The organism is Alteromonas macleodii ATCC 27126 (assembly GCF_000172635.2).
Lineage (GTDB): Bacteria > Pseudomonadota > Gammaproteobacteria > Enterobacterales > Alteromonadaceae > Alteromonas > Alteromonas macleodii.
Map to the genome: position 1 here is coordinate 2,809,888 of NC_018632.1, position 17,107 is coordinate 2,826,994.

Sequence of the window (17,107 nt, forward strand, 5' to 3'; positions counted from 1 at the left end):
GAGCTGGGCTTTTAACTGCCGCAAGCTCGTGGCTTAAAGAATAGGTAAACTTGTAACACCTAAAATTAGTACCCAAATACCGAAAAAAAGTTTTAGACGCTGAACCGAAAATGCTAAAACAACAAACTTTGCAATCGTTCCACCGACTATTGCACCTGCCCCAGCAAACAAAACAACCTGCCATACCACAGACTCGCTTATAAAAGCGTGATACGGCAATGCAGACCACACAGTAAAAGCCGACAAGATAACCGCGCTGGCAATAGACAAAGTTACATTAAACCCTCGAATTATGAGGTAAACAGCGACTAACTCTCCTACTCCTACCGAAAGCCACGCGGTGATAATGCCGCCTAAAAAACCAATGAAAGGTAAAAGCAAAAGATCTTTCGTATGTAAGTCTTTTTTGAAATGGGTACGCTTCATTAGCGGAATAGAAGCAAATATTGCGATTGCTAATAGAATAGAAAAACTACCAAAAGCGATGTGAAGGTTATTGGCCCCACCCCACAAATGCTCTAGAAGCCTTGTACTTTGAGATGAATACTGAGCGAATCCTATGCCGCATATTGACGAGGGAACCGTTAACATCAGTACACTGGGTAATGCTTTCCAATACTGATCATACTTGTGTTGGTGTTTATAATACGCGGCCCAAGTTAGTGCCCCCGCGGTCATACCACAGCATTGGATGGCGAAACTCGTTGCCACAACGCTTTGCGCAGAAAATGACAGGTAGTTAAAAAACGGAACGAAAACCACGCCACCGCCAGCTCCAGTGGCATTCGCAAATATAGCACCAATAACGCCAAGAACGCTGAAAAGCCCGAAGTCTTTAACAAGCTCAATAGGGGCTGGTTGCGCTAGCAAACTGCCGATCCATAAAAATAAAAGTACTATCAACGCTGTTTTACCAGCGTTTTGCTTGATGAGAGAAATCACATACGTCCTTAAGGCAGAAAATACGGCAAGTTACACGGCATGACTTTTCTAAGTACGCAGCCAACTAGCATCTGTACAATTTTCAAACTATTGTTATCCCACTACGTATAAGGTTTTACTTACACAGATATCATATACAGCATTTTAAAAAACATGGTTGAAGTATCTACATTTGAGCACCAGGTGCAACTGCATCTTTCGCCAAACCGCTCAGCAACATGGCAACAGACAAAGCACCTTATTGCAGCTTTTGCCCTTTTTATCAGCTCGATAGCTATTGCTTGGTCACTGGCCGGTGCGTGGGTCATATTACCTTTTGCAGGATTGGAGGTCGGGTTACTTGCACTGATTATGTATTTGGTTTCTAAAGCAACATACCGCTGGGAGACGCTCTTAATTTCATCAAACAGCATTCAAGTCACTAGCTCGAACGGTATCAGCATAGAATTCTTCCGCCCTGATACGTCCTTGTACTATAAAAAAGACTTGAGCTTAAAATGTGCGCCACAGCTTGTGCTACAAGCCCCTCTGCAGCAATTTGAAGTGGGATCATTTTTAAATTTAGAAGACAAAGAGCGTGTTCATGAATGTATGCAAAAGGCGGGGATCGCAGTATGTTCGAATAAGTGGTGGTAAATCGTGTTGCTTTGAAATGCAACTTTTGAAATGCGACTAATGCGCAAGGCTCCTTATCGTGCATGACACAAAATTAATGATCATTGTGGCTATTTTCGACTAATTAGATATAAGACGCAGCTAAAACGAGTTGCGACCTAATGAGGGTTACACCATGAACTTATACATCGAGTCACTAGAAGGCGGCAATTACCTCGCATCAACCGGTATGGGCGCCTCACGCACCTTGGTTCGCGACAACAAGTCACAACCTAAAACGTTTCACTGTTTGAACGAGATTAGGGAGCATTTTGACTCTCAAGCCTTTGAGAAAGTTTGGCTCCTTCAAAGCACACCGTATGAAGAAATGGTTGGTCAAACCGATCATCCCGGTGCGTTAGAGCTTGAAATTGAGTGGTAGCGACTTGCAGGTGTACTAGCAAGTAAGACCAATAGTTTTCAATGTTCCATGCACCACTTAGCACGTTTTTTGCGTACAACTAATGTGACGTAAATTAAAACGGTATTTTATTGAATTAGAAACAGTAAGAATGGTCTTCTTCTGTAGTTAATAAAATACCTACATGCTAAGGAGAATTGCATGAAAATAAGTAAGTTAGCTATTAAATCTGTGTTTGTGGCTGCCGTGTTAGCCTTGACGGCGTGCGCTTCGATGGGCGACGGAACTGTTGCTGAAAAGCGACAAGCTATTTTAGATATGCAAGATAACGCGCTTGCCCGCCTTTATTCTGAAAAGCCCGATACGCGCTCTCAGGTAAAAGACGCTGCCGGCTACGCCGTATTTACCAATGCTAACATCAACGTATTCTTTGTGGCGGCGGGCACAGGCTACGGTGTTGTAAACAATAATGTAACCGGCGCAAAAACATATATGAATATGGCCGAAGGTGGCGTAGGCCTTGGCTTAGGCGCAAAAGATTACCGAATTGTTATGGTTTTCCACACACAAAAAGCGATGAATCACTTTATTGAAAATGGATGGACTGTAGGTGGTAACGCGGATGTAGCAGCGAAAGCCGGTAACAAAGGCGCATCTGCAGAAGGCGAAGGCTACTTGGGTAACGTCACAGTGTATACTATGACTGAAAGCGGCCTTACATTACAGGCCACTGTTAAAGGCACGAAATTTTGGGTAGATAAAGAACTAAACTAATTCTGCCCTAACTATTCCTAACCATATTAGCGATTAGCGCTCCAACACACCGAAGGCCTCTTGAATGCAAGAGGCCTTTTTATTTTTTCTGCACAACTGCCCGCTACCGCTCTAAATCTTTAGGCTGTCTGAATCACAGTAATAAGCAGTGTCGTGTTCCCATAGCTTCTCTTACCACCGCCGTGTATACGAAAGTCTAAATTTAGGGGGAAACCCTCATAACTGAATTGAACACTGGTGACTACGCTTTACTTGTAAAAGGCTCGCTTAGCAGCACGCTAAGCCATAAACGAGGGTTTCATCATGCAACCACAAAACAACAAAGTGATAAGAGCAGTAGTAAGAACAATATTAACGAGCGCATTGTTCGCTTCGGCGACGGTAGGCTTTTCAACTAACGCGGCAATAATAGGCAGCAGTTATGGGAATGCAGTCCATGTCGATCTTTCCATTACAAGTAATGTAGGAGGTATGGTCTCTGCAATCGCTAACTCAACTATCAACTTAGCTCATACCAGCGGTAGTGCTCCTGAAAATTATTCTCAGATTGACACTATCATTGGCGCAAGCTCAGATGCTTCGGGTACGTTGGGCAGCCCCATCGACGTTACAGAGTTTGATGGCGCGCTATCCACCGCCATTATTGAAGGTGAATCTCAATCGTCTTTAACGAGTTTTGTTCCGGCAAGCTTTTTTACGTCAGGCCGCGGAACCATAAACGACCTTAATCTTGACTTATTTTCAGACTTACTTGGAATAAGTGGCTTTTTAACGCTAAGTGCTGATGTACTTTCCACAATCTCGCAAATTGACGGAAACGCCACGACCGGCTCAAATGTGAATCTATCTACAGCAGGTTCATCAGACATCGTGGATGTGGAAGTGAATCTTTGGGGAAATACCGTAACGGCTACTGCACTTGAAAATCAGTCTCTCTTTGCAGGTTTGAATATCGCTGACTTTGGCTTGGGAATATTTGTTAATGAAGTCGAAAAGTCGTGTTCCAACACCTCTTGCACAGAATCACGCAACGCGGTTAGAGTATCTTTCGATGATTTCTCACTAAATGCATTTTACGATGCACTATTCCCTGCTGGCGGGCCGTTAACAGGGCCTGTGTTTAACTTGACCAACAACCCGATTGTCAACGGCGAGATCATTTTAGCTAGCTCGTTTGCTACAACCTCTTCTTCAACTGAGGTAAGTGCACCCTCTACATTTGCAATTTTTATTTTCGCAGTAAGTTTATTGAGTGCAAGAAGATTTAATAAACACAAAATGCTACAGAAATAACGTTTGAAAATCTCAAGGCAGAAGGAGCAAGTCTACGGTTTCTCTCTTTCTTGCCTTGAGAATCATATCGCTCACATTTTACTGAGCACGGTTTTCCTCAATCTGCATCCACTGTGCTCTTGTACAATTCTCGAGAAGCTCAAATGCTTCAACAACCACATCTTCTCCTTGTATAAATGGATGTGCCTGATTATCTTTCCTATCCGTTAACGCCTTAAGCTTATCTCTTGTTCCGTCTCTTCCAGGGTGATTTGACAAAAATACATCAATATTTTGTTCTTTCACCAGCGCTTTCATTGCATTGGCCGAGTTTGTATAAGACTTTATTCTTGCGACATCCGGACCATAATTGAGCCCTGTGCCGCCCCATAATACAGCGCGATGCCGTTCATCTCCATCGATCACAGGGAGAACGATAGTAAGCGTACCCGGTGTATGTCCAGGCGTTACATAAAACGCTAACTCAGTGCCATTCACGTTGAGTACATCCCCATCTTCAATCAGTAAATCTTTTTCAGGTTTTGTTCCCCAGCGATAGCTTGCAAACGCGTCGTTTTCTAACACGTGCCACTCAATTTCACTCATCACAATACGTGGACTATAAACTGATTTAATCAGCCCAAAACCACCGTAATGATCGCCGTGTCCATGAGATATGATTAGATGGGAAACAGGCTTATCTCCAAAACCCAGTGCCGAAAGTCCATTAAGAATATACTGTTGAGCTTGTTGGTTATTATTTAGCGCGTCTACTAAAACTATACTTTCGCCTGTATCTATTGCCCAACTCGCCACGTTTCCAGCGCCGACATAATAAAGGTTATCGAAGACCTGTTGAGGTGGAATTTGACGACGGACTTTAGCATTTCCTTTTACTTCGCTATCACCATTACTGCGCTTGGATCTCTCGCGCCGATTTTCGTTAATAACGAACATATCCCGCGGCTCTTGACTAATATCGCAAAGACTCGCCAATCCAGAAAAATGCTTAGCACTTTTCAATCCTTTATCCGCGTAATATTGCGCAGTGTATACATCGGCTGAGTAAGTATTATTGGACATCCAAACCGCCAGAAGCATTATTGCAAGCCGCCATACAGACTTTTTTATATTAACCATAACGCTTTCCATTCTAGGTGTATAAAACCACGTTGTTTTGCGGTGTTGATTTTTTCACTGTTTGGGACAACTGTATTCAGTTTGCATTAAACCACAAACAATATTTTGCATAAGGACTTTTAATTGGGCATATTTTAAACACAACTGACAAAGGGATTTCTTATGATAATCGTGGTGTTTAATCAAAAAGGTGGCGTAGGCAAATCGACCATTAGCACCAATTTAGCTGCGCAAAGCGCTAAGCTGGGTCATAAGACCTTATTGGTAGACTTAGACGCTCAGGGAAATAGTACTCACTACGTGGGATTTAACGCCAGTGAACAAAGCCTTACCGTGGCCGATATGTTCAAACAAGTAGTTGGCATTTTCAGAACAGCCAAGAAGCCTAACGCGTTCGTGCATGCAACGCCTTATGAAAACCTCTTCGTTATGCCTTCTTCTTCTGCGTTGGCAGAAGTCGAGCGAGAGCTCGAGTCACGATACAAAATTTTTAAACTTAAAGACGCGTTAAAGGAGTTAAAAGACGAATTCGACAACATTTTTATCGACACGCCTCCTAATTTTAATTTTTATTCTAAAGCGGCACTTATTGCTGCTGATGGCTTTTGCGTCCCCTTTGATTGCGACGACTTCTCGGCACAGGCGATTGAGCGTTTACTTGAAAATGTAATGGAACTAAAAGAAGACCACAACCCTGAACTGCGTTTGTTGGGTATTGTTGTTAATCAATTCAATAGCCAAGCAAAGCTTCCAAGAGAGTTAATTGAGACACTTAAGCAGCAAGATTTGCCAGTGTTAGAAAGTTATATAAGTGCCACGGTAAAAGTGAAAGAGTCTCACTCTAAGCGAATGCCGCTGCCTTTCTACTTACCTAAGCACAAAGTGACGAATCAAATTGCGGCTTTATTTGAAGAACTCAATGCGAGCAAAACCTAACGCTAACAAGTTTCGCTAAACATCAATATCAATATGCTTAAGTCCACCCTCGCTGTTACCTCGCTCTTTATCTTTCGAGTTTTCAGCTGATTTTTCGATAATCTCAGTTCGCTTCACATCTTGAAACTGATCGCGCTCTTCTTCACTGAAATGCTCGGACTTTTTGGTCTTTTGCACTTTCTTCACGCGGTCGTCCGTCTCAATCGGCACTTTTGTGTTGCGAGGCAAAATGGGAAACAGTAGATCGTTGCTCATACGCCCTCCAGAAGTTTGCATTTGTCTCTATAACTTATCGGCAACGAGTTGCCTAAAATTACGGTTCAAAACTAATTCATAACGAATTGTTTTATTATATACACATTAAATTAGAGTTAATGTGCCAAAAGAGTTCACTTTAACCTTGCAAATCCTAATTCAAAACGCTAATGTTTCAGCCGTTCGAAATTAGGAATTAAAATTTTCAAAATGATTAACTGCGCGACGAAACATCACCATCACCACAAAGCATAACCTTTCAGGTTCGTGCTGGAAGGTCTATGTATCCTTCCAGTGGCGCAGATAAAACAAATTCTCGACCCTCGGAAGGAAACTTCCGGGGGTTTTTCGTTTTAGGCGCAATCAAAAGTTAAAACACAACGTGTAAGGAACGTTTCAATGAGTAACAGCAAAAGACTTCGAATTGCCGTACAGAAATCAGGTCGATTGAGCGATGACAGCATTGCCCTACTGAAAGCTATAGGCATTAAACTCAATATTCGTGATCGCCTGCTGATTGCGCATTCTACGAACCAGCCTATTGATTTGCTTCGCGTGCGTGACGACGATATTCCAGGTCTTGTTATGGATGGTGTAGTAGATCTAGGCTTTATTGGCGAAAATGAGCTAGAAGAGAAAATGCTAGAGCGTAAAGCTGCGGGCAAGCCATTCGAGTATGAAGTATTGCGTCGTCTAGACTACGGCGGCTGCCGCCTGTCTATAGCGGTACCTAATGAGATGGATTATCAAGGAATCCAGTCGCTAGAAGGCAAAAAAGTAGCAACAACTTACCCCTACCTACTTGAGCGCTACTTCAAAGAACAGGGCATAAATGCAAAGGCTGTAATGCTACAAGGTTCTGTGGAAGTGGCCCCACGAGCAGGTGTAGCTGACGCTATCTGTGACCTTGTATCTACCGGTGCAACCCTTGAAGCTAACGGTCTTGTTGAAAAAGACGTTATTTTCCGCAGTAAAGCGGTACTTATTAAGCGCGCTGATGGCGAGCTTAGCGACGAGAAAGAAACACTGGTTAACCGACTAATGCCACGTGTTGATGGCGTATTACTAGCAAAAGAAAGCAAGTACATCATGCTACACGCACCAAAAGCGTATTTAGAGCAGGTGAAAAGCCTACTTCCAGGTGCTGAAAATCCTACGGTTCTACCACTTGCTGGAAATGAAGAACAAGTTGCTATCCACGTTGTTTCTACAGAGACCTTGTTCTGGGAAACCATGGAGAAACTTAAAGCCCTTGGTTGTAGCTCTATTCTTGTAATGCCAATCGAAAAAATGATGGGCTAAAAGGCAGGCAATTATGATTACTTGGTCATCTCTTTCGGTAAATGAGAAAAAACAGGCGCTAGCCCGCCCGGCTATGGCCAATAGCCAACAGTTAAAGCAGACCGTGGGCGACATTATCGCCCGCGTTGAAAAAGAAGGCGATGAGGCAGTACTTGATTACACACGTAAATTTGACTGCCCAGACTTAACTAGCCTTGTACTTTCACAAGAAAACATTGATGCTCTTGCTGCGAAGGTAACGCCAGAGGTAGCAAGTGCTATCGATACTGCGTTCAACAACATAAAAATGTTTCACGAAGCGCAAATGCCTAGTGATATCGCGCTAACCACAACGCCTGGTGTTAAATGCGAGCTGCGCTTCACTGCCCTTGATGCAGTGGGTCTTTATATTCCAGGCGGCAGCGCGCCGCTTCCTTCTACCGTATTGATGCTAGGCGTACCTGCATTGGTGGCGGGCTGCGAAAATAAGCTACTTTGTACTCCACCAAACAAAGAACAGCTTATCGCGCCTGAAATTGCGTATGCGGCCAGAAAATGCGGCATCGACAAGATCTTCTTGTGTGGTGGTGCCCAAGCAATCGCCGCTATGGCCTTGGGAACAGACAGCGTTCCTCAAGTAGATAAGATTTTTGGCCCGGGTAACAGCTTTGTGACTGAAGCTAAACAGCAAGTAAGCCAACGTGCTGATGGTGCAGCTATTGATATGCCGGCCGGCCCATCAGAAGTGTTGGTACTTGCTGATGAGTTCGCAAACCCTGAGTTTGTAGCGGCCGACCTGCTTTCCCAAGCCGAGCACGGTCCAGACTCGCAGGCTATTTTGGTGTCTAACAGCGCTACACTTATTGAAGAAGCAAAAGCCGCGGTTGAACGTCAATTAGCAACCCTATCTCGCGCTGAGATTGCCCGCCCTGCTATGGAAAATGCGCGTTATATTTTGGCTGATTCCATTGAGCAAGCCATTGAAGCAAGTAACGCCTACGCTGCTGAGCACTTAATTGTACAAATAGAGAATGCCCGTGATTATTTGCCAAAAATTAAATACGCAGGCTCTATATTCCTAGGCCCGTGGTCACCAGAATCTGCAGGTGATTACGCGTCGGGCACTAACCACGTACTGCCAACCTATGGCTATGCTAAGAATTACTCTAGCCTTGGATTATTAGACTTTATGCGTCGCTACACTATTCAAGAACTAAGCGCAGACGGCATGCGTAATTTAGGCCCTGCGATTATGGCACTTGCAGCTGCCGAGGGCTTGGATGCACACGAACAGGCCGTTGCACTTCGCATGCAGGCACTTAAGCAAGGAGACGCCTAATGTCGGCACTTATCGATAACCTAATTAACGAAAATTTAGTGCCGCTAAAGCCGTATGAATCGGCTCGTCGCTTATTTTCAGGTGGTCAAGACTGGCTTAATGCCAACGAGTCACCTTATGCCAACGAATACAGCGTAGATAGCAGTAACTTTAACCGCTATCCGTCATGTCAGCCCGAAGCGGTAGTCAGTGGTTACGCTAACTACGCCGGGCTAGACAAATCGCAGCTTATAGTTACCCGCGGCGCAGATGAAGGCATTGAGTTGCTTATTCGCACCTTCTGCACGCCGGGTAAAGACAGCATTCTGATATGCCCGCCTACCTACGGTATGTATGCAATCAGTGCTGAAACCTGTGATGTGGGCATTAAGAAAGTGCCGCTTAACGACGACTTTAGCCTTAACGTGAATGCTGTATGCGCTGAAGATGACGTTAACGTGATTTTCATCTGTGCGCCAAATAATCCAACCGGTACGCCAGTTGCTCGTGAAGACATTAAAACCGTGCTCAATCACTTTGCCGATAAAGCACTGGTTGTTGTAGATGAAGCGTATATTGAGTTCGATGCCGACAATACGTGGGCAAATGAGATTAACAACTATCCAAACTTGGTGGTACTTCGTACGCTGTCTAAAGCGTTTGCTCTTGCCGGTCTTCGCTGTGGTTTTACACTTGCTCAGGCACCCGTCATCCAAGCACTACTTAAAGTGATAGCGCCCTATCCCATTCCAGAGCCAGTAGCGCAGATTGCTGCACAAGCATTGTCGGCTGAATCGCTAACGTTACTTGAGCTTCAGGTGGCTACCATTAACCGGGAAAAAGAGGCACTAGCCGAAGCGCTGGAATCTATCGAAGGCTTTGAATTAGTGGGTGATAGACGAGCAAACTTTATCTTATTCCGCTACGCAAAAGCGCAAGCCCTAATGCAGTACTTGGTAAACCAAGGCATGCTTATTCGCGATCAATCAAAACAGCTTAACTTACAAAACTGTTTACGCGTAAGCATAGGCACTGAAGAGCAAAACCAGCGTTTAATGCAGCTAATTAACGAATTTAAAAATAATGAGGACGCGGCATGAGTCAGCAAGCCATTTTATTTATTGACCGCGACGGTACACTCGTAGAAGAGCCGCCAGTAGATAAGCAATTAGATAGTTTAGAGAAGCTTGTTTTCGAGCCAAATGTTATTCCTGTGCTACTTAAACTAAAGGCAGCTGGGTTTAAACTCGTGATGGTAAGTAACCAAGACGGCTTGGGTACAGACAGTTTCCCGCAAGAAGACTTCGACAAGCCACACAATGCCATGATGGCCATTTTCGAAAGCCAGGGTGTAGTGTTTGACGATGTGCTTATTTGCCCGCACTTCGATGCTGATAACTGCACATGCCGCAAACCAAAGCTTGGCTTAGTACAAGAATACCTACAGCAAGGCAAAGTGGACTTCACTCGTTCGTTTGTTATTGGTGACAGAATTACCGATGTACAGCTTGCTGAAAACATGGGTATTCGCAGCTTTCAGTACAACCGTGAAAGCTTAAACTGGAACGATATTCAGAAAAGCTTGTTAGCGTCTTCACGTATTGCAGAGGTGGTACGTACCACCTCTGAAACCGACATTCGCGTGCGTGTAGATCTTGATTCGCAGGCGAAGTCGACAATTCAAACCGGCATGGGCTTTTTTGACCACATGCTTGACCAAATTGCGACCCACGGTGGCTTCGAGCTAAACCTGACTACCGATGGCGATTTGCATATTGACGATCACCACAGTGTAGAAGACACCGCGCTTGCCCTTGGTGAAGCGCTTAAAAAGGCACTAGGCGACAAACGCGGTATTGGTCGCTTTGGTTTCGCGTTGCCAATGGATGAATGTCGTGCGGAATGCATTATGGACATATCAAACCGTCCACACCTTAAGTTTGACGCTGAATTTAGCCGCGACCAGGTAGGTGAAATGGCCACCGAAATGGTTCCGCACTTCTTCTATTCGCTTGCACAAAGCATGGGGCTATCGCTGCACCTTTCCACCAGCGAAGGTAATGCTCACCACCAAGTAGAAAGCCTGTTTAAAGTATTTGGCCGTGCGCTACGTCAAGCCATTACGCGCCAAGGCGACGCGCTACCAAGTAGTAAAGGAGCCCTGTAATGTCAGTGGTAAACCCCAGCCAGCGACAAAAAATAGTCATAGTAAATACCGGCTGCGCGAACATTTCATCGGTACGCTTCGCCCTTGAGCGCTTAGGCGTTGAAGTGGACGTATCTGACGATGTAAACGTGATTAAAAGCGCTGATAAAGTGTTTTTACCCGGCGTAGGAACAGCGGCAGCAGCGATGGCAAGCATTAAGCAAAAAGCGTTAGTGGAAACCCTGCAGTCGCTTACCCAACCTGTGCTAGGCGTATGTTTAGGCATGCAACTTATGGTTGAAACCAGTGCGGAAGGTGGTTTTCAAGGTACAGGCAACATCGACTGTTTGAACCTAATGCCAGGTCATGTGGCGCGCATGAAATCAAAAGGCGTGCGCTTGCCTCACATGGGTTGGAATACTGTGACGCATAACAACGAAAGTTTGTTCAAAGGCATTCCACAAGATACGTACTTTTATTTTGTGCATAGCTTTGCTGTACCTGAGTACGAGCATACGCTTGCAAGCTGTACTTACGGCAACGTATTTTCAGCTGCCATAAACAAAGACAACTTTTACGGGGTGCAATTTCACCCAGAGCGTTCTGGCGAGGCCGGAGCACAATTACTGACTAACTTTGTGAACCTATAATGATTATTCCAGCGATTGATCTTATTGACGGACGCGTAGTACGCCTTTATCAAGGCGACTACGAGCAGAAAACCCAATACGAACTGGACCCAGTAGACGTGGTTCACGACTATGCCGACCAAGGTGCAACCTGGCTGCACATTGTTGACCTAACAGGCGCTAAAGACACCAGTAAACGTCAGCTTTCACTAATTAAGTCTATGGTCGATACCAAGCGCATGAAGTTTCAAGCCGGCGGCGGTATTCGAAGCGAAGAAGAAGTGGCGCAATTACTAGAAACTGGCGTCAGCCGCGTAGTGATTGGTTCTTTGGCCGTTAAGCAACCTGAACTAGTGAAGTCTTGGGTAGAAAAGTACGGTCCAGAGCACATTGTACTGGCCCTGGATATCAATATCAGCGATAGCGGTGAAAAGCTTATTGCCACCCACGGTTGGCAAGAGAATTCTGGCGTAGCCCTTGAAGGCTTGCTTGAAGACTTCGCTTCTGTTGGTGCAAAGCATGTACTGTGTACCGACATTAGCCGTGACGGCACGCTACAAGGCGCGAACACCGAGCTGTATCAAGAAATGGCAGCCCGTTTCCCACACGTTAGCTGGCAAGCGTCTGGCGGTATTGGCAGCATCGCTGATATCGAAGCGCTAAAACCCACAAACGTTGGCGGCGTTATTCTTGGGCGCGCACTACTTGAAGGTAAGTTTACGGTGAAGGAGGCTATCGCATGCTGGCAAAACGCATAATACCGTGCCTAGACGTACGCGACGGCAAAGTTGTTAAGGGCGTTCAGTTTAGAAACCACGAAATTATTGGTGATATTGTACCTCTTGCTGAGCAATATGCGAAAGCAGGTGCCGACGAGTTGGTATTTTACGATATCACCGCAAGTTCTGATGCCCGTGTGGTAGACAAAAGCTGGGTAAGCCGTATAGCACAGGTTATTGATATCCCGTTTTGCGTAGCGGGCGGCATTAAGAGCATTGAAGACGCCGGGCGCATTTTGGAAATGGGTGCAGATAAGATTTCGATTAACTCCCCTGCCCTTAATAACCCAGATCTAATTAACCAGCTACACGACGTATACGGTCAACAGTGCGTCGTGATTGGTATCGACAGCTTTTATAACGAAGCAACCGACCAATACGAAGTGTACAAATTCACTGGTGATGAAGCGCGAACGCAAAAAAGCCAGTGGCAAACCATCGATTGGATTAAAGAAGTTCAGTCGCGCGGTGCGGGTGAAATTGTACTGAACTGCATGAACCAAGACGGCGTGCGCAAAGGCTACGATGTGAAGCAGCTGAAAGCCGTGCGCGATGTCTGTGAAGTGCCGCTAATTGCGTCGGGTGGCGCAGGTGAAATTGCCCACTTTACGGATGTGTTTCAACAGGCTGACGTAGATGGCGCGCTTGCAGCATCAGTATTTCACAAGGGCATCATCAATATTGATGAGTTGAAAGCAGAGTTGACCAGCAATGGCGTTGCCATGCGTAAGCGTCACGGATTAACGGCGCAAGCAGAAGGAGTAAACCCGTGATCATTACTAACGAAAACAGCAATAAATTAGCTTGGGACAAAATGGACAACCTACTACCCGCCATTGTGCAAGACGCACTGTCTGGTAAGGTATTAATGCAGGGCTACATGGACCAAGACGCATTGGCGAAAACCCTTGAAACGGGCAAAGTGACATTCTTCAGCCGTTCAAAACAGCGTCTGTGGACCAAGGGTGAAACATCTGGTAACACGCTAGATTTAGTGAGCGTTGCTTGTGACTGCGATCAAGATTCACTGTTGGTACTTGCCAACCCTAACGGCCCGACATGCCACACTGGTGTTGAAAGCTGTTGGTTCGACGGCAACACACCAGCCTTTACGTTTCTTGCAGATTTAGAGCGTGTATTGGCTTCCCGTAAAGACGCGGATCCTAAAAGCAGCTATACCGCTAGCCTTTACAACAAAGGCATTAAGCGAATAGCACAGAAGGTGGGCGAAGAAGGTGTAGAAACCGCATTGGCTGCGACTGTACACGACAAAGAAGAGCTAAAGAATGAAGCCGCTGACTTGTTGTACCACTTAACGGTACTGCTTCAGGCGAGCGATATGTCCCTTAACGATGCACTTGATGTGTTGCGTGAGCGCCATAAATAGTAATAGCGACAGCGATCTACGCAGAAGTTAAACTCAAGGCCTCTAAACGTTCACGTATTAGAGGCCTTTGAACTCCTAAATATATCTCCCAACGCTCCTCAAAAAGCTAAACATCGCTCTAAAATTGTCCACTTTTTTTACAATGAGTTCGTATTCGCAGAAAAAATCTCATACTTTCAATGTGATTACCTGAAGGCATGGATAATGCTTACACTGTGATTGTTTAATTAACAATGTTCACTAACCACATAAGGATATGTAATGAAAAAAGTACTTTCATGCTTTTTGCTTTTAGGAAGCTTCTCGTCTTTTGCAACAGTCATTCAGTACAATGATTTCTCCGACACTACGGGGCTTACGCTAAACGGCAACACGCAGGTAGTAAATAACAACCTGCAGCTAACGAATAATATTGCGTGGCAAGGCGGTTCAGTTTTTACCACAAATGCAATCTCTCTCATCAACGACTCTTCATTTGCGACAAGCTTTTCTTTCAAAATAGACAATAACAGTTTAGGCGGTGATACTGACGGCTTAGGAGCAGACGGTCTTGCTTTTGTAATACAGACACAAAATGCAAACGTGGGCGGTGCTGGTGGTGGTTTAGGATATCAGGGTATAAATAATTCAGTTGCGGTTGAGTTTGATACCTTTAATAACACCAGTTGGGATAATAATAACGGCAACCACGTTGGCATAGGTATTAACGGCAACGTTAATACCTCTAATAACGTCAATGAACCATTCCGATTCAATGAAGGAGATGTTTGGAATGTTCTGATAACTTTCGACGGAATTAGCAAGCTTTTCGATGTTTCTTGGTCCATGGAAACCGATTCAACGAAAGGAGGTAGCATTTCACGAATTTTAGATGTGGCCTCTATTTTAGGTTCAACCGATGCATTCTTGGGATTCACATCCGGAACAGGCTCCTATGCAAGTACTCATGAAATACTTTCGGCCACGTTCACAAATACATCCTCAATACCAACAAACACTCCTGTAAACGCTCCAGCAACCTTTAGCTTAATGATGAGTGCTTTAGCTTTTTTGGTTTTTCGAAGAAAAAAGCAAATTTTGAGGTCTTAACTCTCAAAGTGCAGTAATGTTTCTACTTTCAACAACTCGGTAACTAGCGTACTGATTAAGGCGTTGATTTAAATTACATTCTTATATAAAAATGCCCTTCTCGTTTTCTACACGAAGGGCATTTTTGTATCGCAGAGCTTTGCACTTTATTGAAATTAATACTGCTTAGCCTGTCTAACAATCGAACAAAAAGTGAGCCCTCGGTTAAAGAAACGCGACTAGCGCGGCGTTCCCAATATCCAATCTATTCCATGGATAGCAACGGTGGGAAATACGGTCGCATGCGACGCGCCGCCGATAACATGCAATTGTAGTGTTATGTTTTGATCTGCCTTAGCGTTGATTTTACTTGCCAATGCTTTGCTCCCCGCAACCATATCTTGACCCTCGCCAAACTCAGGCGTTTCAAAGCTTCCCACACCAATGTAAACACGCTTGGGCGATTGAGTTTCAGCCATTTCTAAGGTTAGCAAGTAATCGTCATTAAACCACACTGAAGGGCTAACAAGCACATAATTAGAAAAGGTTTCAGGAGATTGCATGAGCACGTAGCCGCCAAATAGCCCGCCTAATGAATGCCCAATAAAAGTCCGTCGATTGGCGTCTACTCGATATGTAGACTCAATAAATGTTAATACATCTCGTCTAATAAATGACAGATACTCCGCAGCAAGACCGGTTTCCAGTTTCCAACTATTGGCTATGGCAGGAGTGTAGTCCCTTACTCTACTCTCTACGCCTTTTGATTCTAGGGAATAAGACAACCCCACTATGACCGCTTCTTCCATTTGGCCTACGTTTACTGGCATTCGCATAGAGCTTACGATAATAGGAAAACTGTAAGGCGCGTCTGTTGTGTATATTACGGGGTAATCCTTGGAAGGAGATGCGTTATAGCTTTTTGGCAACTGTACAAATAACGTATATTTACGTGCAGTTTCCGTATCTTCTATTGTCACCATTTTGCTTCTAGGTAACGAAACAGACGCTTCAGAAATGATAGGTTTAATGATTGATTCAGCAAAAGCACATGAAAATGCACTTCCGACAAGAATTATTGCTGTTAGAAAGCGAAGCACCGTAACCTCTTAGTGGTTTAAACGGCATGTTATAACGCAGCTAATTTCAATTAACCACTGTTTGCACACCTAGGGTCACCTTTTGACTTCTCTATTTCTCGATTTCCCTTACCACTTGGCCATAAGCCAGCAGCGCGAACAGCCCCGTTCCGCCCACAATATTTCCTAATAATGTTGCACCAATGAGTGAGAGTGTTTCAAGAACGCTTATTTTATTTTGCAGTGCTAACAAGAAAAGTTCTGTTGAACCGGCTATCACGTGCGTAAAATTTCCTATAGCAATTAAATAAGTAAAAATAACTATCATCAATATTTGAGAATGCTTAACCGAAGGCTTCATCCATACAATAGCGGCAATGATAAACCCGGACGTAATGCCGTATGAGAAAGCGTCTGATGGTGATAGCTTGGCATAATGTTCAGAAATAGCGGTCATCCCTTCAACCAGCTCTGGTGGAACAGATTGCAGCGAAAAGCTGAAAAACGCAGCCAAAAAGGTGCCGAACATATTGGCGGTGAAAACGATGAACCACAGGCGCGCAATGCAAAAGCCCATATTGAACGAAGGTTTACTCAACAAGGGTAGAATGACCGAAAGCGTATTTTCGGTGAACAATTGAAGTCGACCAACAATCACCAGCACGAAACCAACCGTATAGCCCAGGTTTTCGATAACAAACTGATTGGGAGAATTTGCAAAGAGGTGATGCAAAATTCCTTCAGCAAGAATTGAAATCGAGATGCCAATGCCTGCCGCCACACCAGACCACCACAATGACATCATAGGACGCTGAAGTTCTTCTAACCCTTCCCTGTGGACAATGGCGTACAAAGAAACAGAATTTAAGCTCTGATTATCTCGTACATCTTTTTCTTCAGTATGACTAAGGGCAACGTCTTGCTCTTGGCGCCCAGACTCCTTTATTTTTTCCGTCACTCATGTCTCCTGCAACTCTTTGCTTAACTAGGACGTTTGCCTCAATTACATAGTATTTGGTCTACCACACAGTTATTTAACAGGCACTAACAGACCACCCTATTCGGTTACGTTGATTAAGTACGTTT

At 44.6% G+C, this 17,107-nt stretch carries 19 protein-coding genes and 1 other annotated feature; of the genes, 14 read left to right on the forward strand and 5 right to left on the reverse strand.

The genetic code is table 11. From position 1 onward, the window contains the following. Positions 1–33: 33 nt before the first annotated feature. The gene (locus tag MASE_RS12020; protein ID WP_014950019.1) at positions 34–942 is read right to left on the reverse strand and encodes a sulfite exporter TauE/SafE family protein; all 909 of its coding nucleotides are present in this window, start codon (positions 940–942) and stop codon (positions 34–36) included. Positions 943–1,095: 153 nt separating this feature from the next. On the opposite strand from MASE_RS12020, the gene MASE_RS12025 reads away from it, so the two are divergent. From MASE_RS12025 to MASE_RS12040, 4 genes are all read left to right on the forward strand, one after another. Further along, entirely contained in the window at positions 1,096–1,578 is a 483-nt protein-coding gene (locus MASE_RS12025) for a DUF2244 domain-containing protein (protein ID WP_014950020.1), read from the forward strand. Between the two features lie 130 nt (positions 1,579–1,708). After that, a complete protein-coding gene (locus tag MASE_RS12030) occupies positions 1,709–1,978 on the forward strand; it encodes a DUF6482 family protein (RefSeq protein ID WP_332306444.1) in 270 nt (89 codons plus the stop codon). 180 nt (positions 1,979–2,158) lie between these two features. Continuing rightward, a complete protein-coding gene (locus tag MASE_RS12035; protein ID WP_014950022.1) occupies positions 2,159–2,731 on the forward strand; it encodes a lipid-binding SYLF domain-containing protein in 573 nt (190 codons plus the stop codon). 303 nt (positions 2,732–3,034) lie between these two features. Continuing rightward, positions 3,035–4,024 (forward strand): hypothetical protein, encoded by a 990-nt coding sequence (locus tag MASE_RS12040; RefSeq protein WP_232362758.1) that lies wholly within the window; start codon positions 3,035–3,037, stop codon positions 4,022–4,024. Between the two features lie 78 nt (positions 4,025–4,102). Here the strand turns inward: MASE_RS12040 and MASE_RS12045 are convergent, their stop codons facing one another. Then, positions 4,103–5,086 (reverse strand): MBL fold metallo-hydrolase, encoded by a 984-nt coding sequence (locus tag MASE_RS12045; protein ID WP_232362759.1) that lies wholly within the window; start codon positions 5,084–5,086, stop codon positions 4,103–4,105. A 219-nt stretch (positions 5,087–5,305) separates the two neighbouring features. Between MASE_RS12045 and MASE_RS12050 the strand changes: the two genes are divergently transcribed. After that, positions 5,306–6,079 carry a ParA family protein gene (locus MASE_RS12050; RefSeq protein WP_014950025.1) on the forward strand — a complete coding sequence of 258 codons (774 nt, stop codon included), beginning with the start codon at positions 5,306–5,308 and terminating at the stop codon, positions 6,077–6,079. A gap of 15 nt (positions 6,080–6,094) precedes the next feature. On the opposite strand, the gene MASE_RS12055 is transcribed toward MASE_RS12050, so the two are convergent. Continuing rightward, positions 6,095–6,334, reverse strand: coding sequence for a hypothetical protein (locus MASE_RS12055; protein WP_014950026.1), 240 nt, complete (start codon positions 6,332–6,334; stop codon positions 6,095–6,097). A 230-nt stretch (positions 6,335–6,564) separates the two neighbouring features. Continuing rightward, positions 6,565–6,683, forward strand: a sequence feature (His leader region). Positions 6,684–6,733: 50 nt separating this feature from the next. Between MASE_RS12055 and hisG the strand changes: the two genes are divergently transcribed. The 9 genes from hisG (at position 6,734) to MASE_RS12100 (ending at position 14,963) form a co-directional block, all read left to right on the forward strand. Then, positions 6,734–7,636, forward strand: a complete 903-nt coding sequence (hisG, locus tag MASE_RS12060) for an ATP phosphoribosyltransferase (RefSeq protein WP_014950027.1) — start codon at positions 6,734–6,736, stop codon at positions 7,634–7,636. Between the two features lie 13 nt (positions 7,637–7,649). Further along, a complete protein-coding gene (gene hisD, locus MASE_RS12065; RefSeq protein WP_014950028.1) occupies positions 7,650–8,954 on the forward strand; it encodes a histidinol dehydrogenase in 1,305 nt (434 codons plus the stop codon). Beyond that, on the forward strand, positions 8,954–10,033 hold the full coding sequence (hisC, locus tag MASE_RS12070; RefSeq protein WP_014950029.1) for a histidinol-phosphate transaminase: 1,080 nt from the start codon (positions 8,954–8,956) through the stop codon (positions 10,031–10,033). Before hisD ends, hisC begins: the two co-directional genes overlap by 1 nt. Then, positions 10,030–11,100, forward strand: a complete 1,071-nt coding sequence (gene hisB / locus MASE_RS12075; RefSeq protein WP_014950030.1) for a bifunctional histidinol-phosphatase/imidazoleglycerol-phosphate dehydratase HisB — start codon at positions 10,030–10,032, stop codon at positions 11,098–11,100. The genes hisC and hisB overlap by 4 nt, the downstream gene beginning before the upstream one ends. After that, entirely contained in the window at positions 11,100–11,729 is a 630-nt protein-coding gene (gene hisH, locus MASE_RS12080) for an imidazole glycerol phosphate synthase subunit HisH (RefSeq protein ID WP_014950031.1), read from the forward strand. The genes hisB and hisH overlap by 1 nt, the downstream gene beginning before the upstream one ends. Next, entirely contained in the window at positions 11,729–12,466 is a 738-nt protein-coding gene (gene hisA / locus MASE_RS12085; protein ID WP_014950032.1) for a 1-(5-phosphoribosyl)-5-[(5-phosphoribosylamino)methylideneamino]imidazole-4-carboxamide isomerase, read from the forward strand. Before hisH ends, hisA begins: the two co-directional genes overlap by 1 nt. Beyond that, positions 12,448–13,260 (forward strand): imidazole glycerol phosphate synthase subunit HisF, encoded by an 813-nt coding sequence (hisF, locus tag MASE_RS12090; RefSeq protein WP_014950033.1) that lies wholly within the window; start codon positions 12,448–12,450, stop codon positions 13,258–13,260. The genes hisA and hisF overlap by 19 nt, the downstream gene beginning before the upstream one ends. Next, positions 13,257–13,874 (forward strand): bifunctional phosphoribosyl-AMP cyclohydrolase/phosphoribosyl-ATP diphosphatase HisIE, encoded by a 618-nt coding sequence (gene hisIE / locus MASE_RS12095; protein WP_014950034.1) that lies wholly within the window; start codon positions 13,257–13,259, stop codon positions 13,872–13,874. Before hisF ends, hisIE begins: the two co-directional genes overlap by 4 nt. A 261-nt stretch (positions 13,875–14,135) precedes the next feature. Then, positions 14,136–14,963, forward strand: coding sequence for a lectin-like domain-containing protein (locus tag MASE_RS12100; RefSeq protein WP_014950035.1), 828 nt, complete (start codon positions 14,136–14,138; stop codon positions 14,961–14,963). Between the two features lie 218 nt (positions 14,964–15,181). On the opposite strand, the gene MASE_RS12105 is transcribed toward MASE_RS12100, so the two are convergent. Continuing rightward, entirely contained in the window at positions 15,182–16,042 is an 861-nt protein-coding gene (locus MASE_RS12105) for an alpha/beta hydrolase (RefSeq protein ID WP_014950036.1), read from the reverse strand. 91 nt (positions 16,043–16,133) lie between these two features. Then, complete coding sequence (locus MASE_RS12110) at positions 16,134–16,979, reverse strand: formate/nitrite transporter family protein (RefSeq protein ID WP_014950037.1); 846 nt, start codon at positions 16,977–16,979, stop codon at positions 16,134–16,136. Positions 16,980–17,107 lie beyond the last annotated feature (128 nt).

Excerpts from the sequence above, each read along its gene's own strand:
- MASE_RS12025 (WP_014950020.1), top strand. The coding sequence starts at position 1,096 with ATGGTTGAAGTATCTACATTTGAGCACCAGGTGCAACTGCATCTTTCG.
- MASE_RS12035 (WP_014950022.1), top strand. The coding sequence starts at position 2,159 with ATGAAAATAAGTAAGTTAGCTATTAAATCTGTGTTTGTGGCTGCCGTG.
- MASE_RS12040 (WP_232362758.1), top strand. The coding sequence starts at position 3,035 with ATGCAACCACAAAACAACAAAGTGATAAGAGCAGTAGTAAGAACAATA.
- MASE_RS12045 (WP_232362759.1), bottom strand. The coding sequence starts at position 5,086 with ATGTCCAATAATACTTACTCAGCCGATGTATACACTGCGCAATATTAC.
- MASE_RS12050 (WP_014950025.1), top strand. The coding sequence starts at position 5,306 with ATGATAATCGTGGTGTTTAATCAAAAAGGTGGCGTAGGCAAATCGACC.
- MASE_RS12055 (WP_014950026.1), bottom strand. The coding sequence starts at position 6,334 with ATGAGCAACGATCTACTGTTTCCCATTTTGCCTCGCAACACAAAAGTG.
- hisG (WP_014950027.1), top strand. The coding sequence starts at position 6,734 with ATGAGTAACAGCAAAAGACTTCGAATTGCCGTACAGAAATCAGGTCGA.
- hisD (WP_014950028.1), top strand. The coding sequence starts at position 7,650 with ATGATTACTTGGTCATCTCTTTCGGTAAATGAGAAAAAACAGGCGCTA.
- hisC (WP_014950029.1), top strand. The coding sequence starts at position 8,954 with ATGTCGGCACTTATCGATAACCTAATTAACGAAAATTTAGTGCCGCTA.
- hisB (WP_014950030.1), top strand. The coding sequence starts at position 10,030 with ATGAGTCAGCAAGCCATTTTATTTATTGACCGCGACGGTACACTCGTA.
- hisH (WP_014950031.1), top strand. The coding sequence starts at position 11,100 with ATGTCAGTGGTAAACCCCAGCCAGCGACAAAAAATAGTCATAGTAAAT.
- hisA (WP_014950032.1), top strand. The coding sequence starts at position 11,729 with ATGATTATTCCAGCGATTGATCTTATTGACGGACGCGTAGTACGCCTT.
- hisF (WP_014950033.1), top strand. The coding sequence starts at position 12,448 with ATGCTGGCAAAACGCATAATACCGTGCCTAGACGTACGCGACGGCAAA.
- MASE_RS12100 (WP_014950035.1), top strand. The coding sequence starts at position 14,136 with ATGAAAAAAGTACTTTCATGCTTTTTGCTTTTAGGAAGCTTCTCGTCT.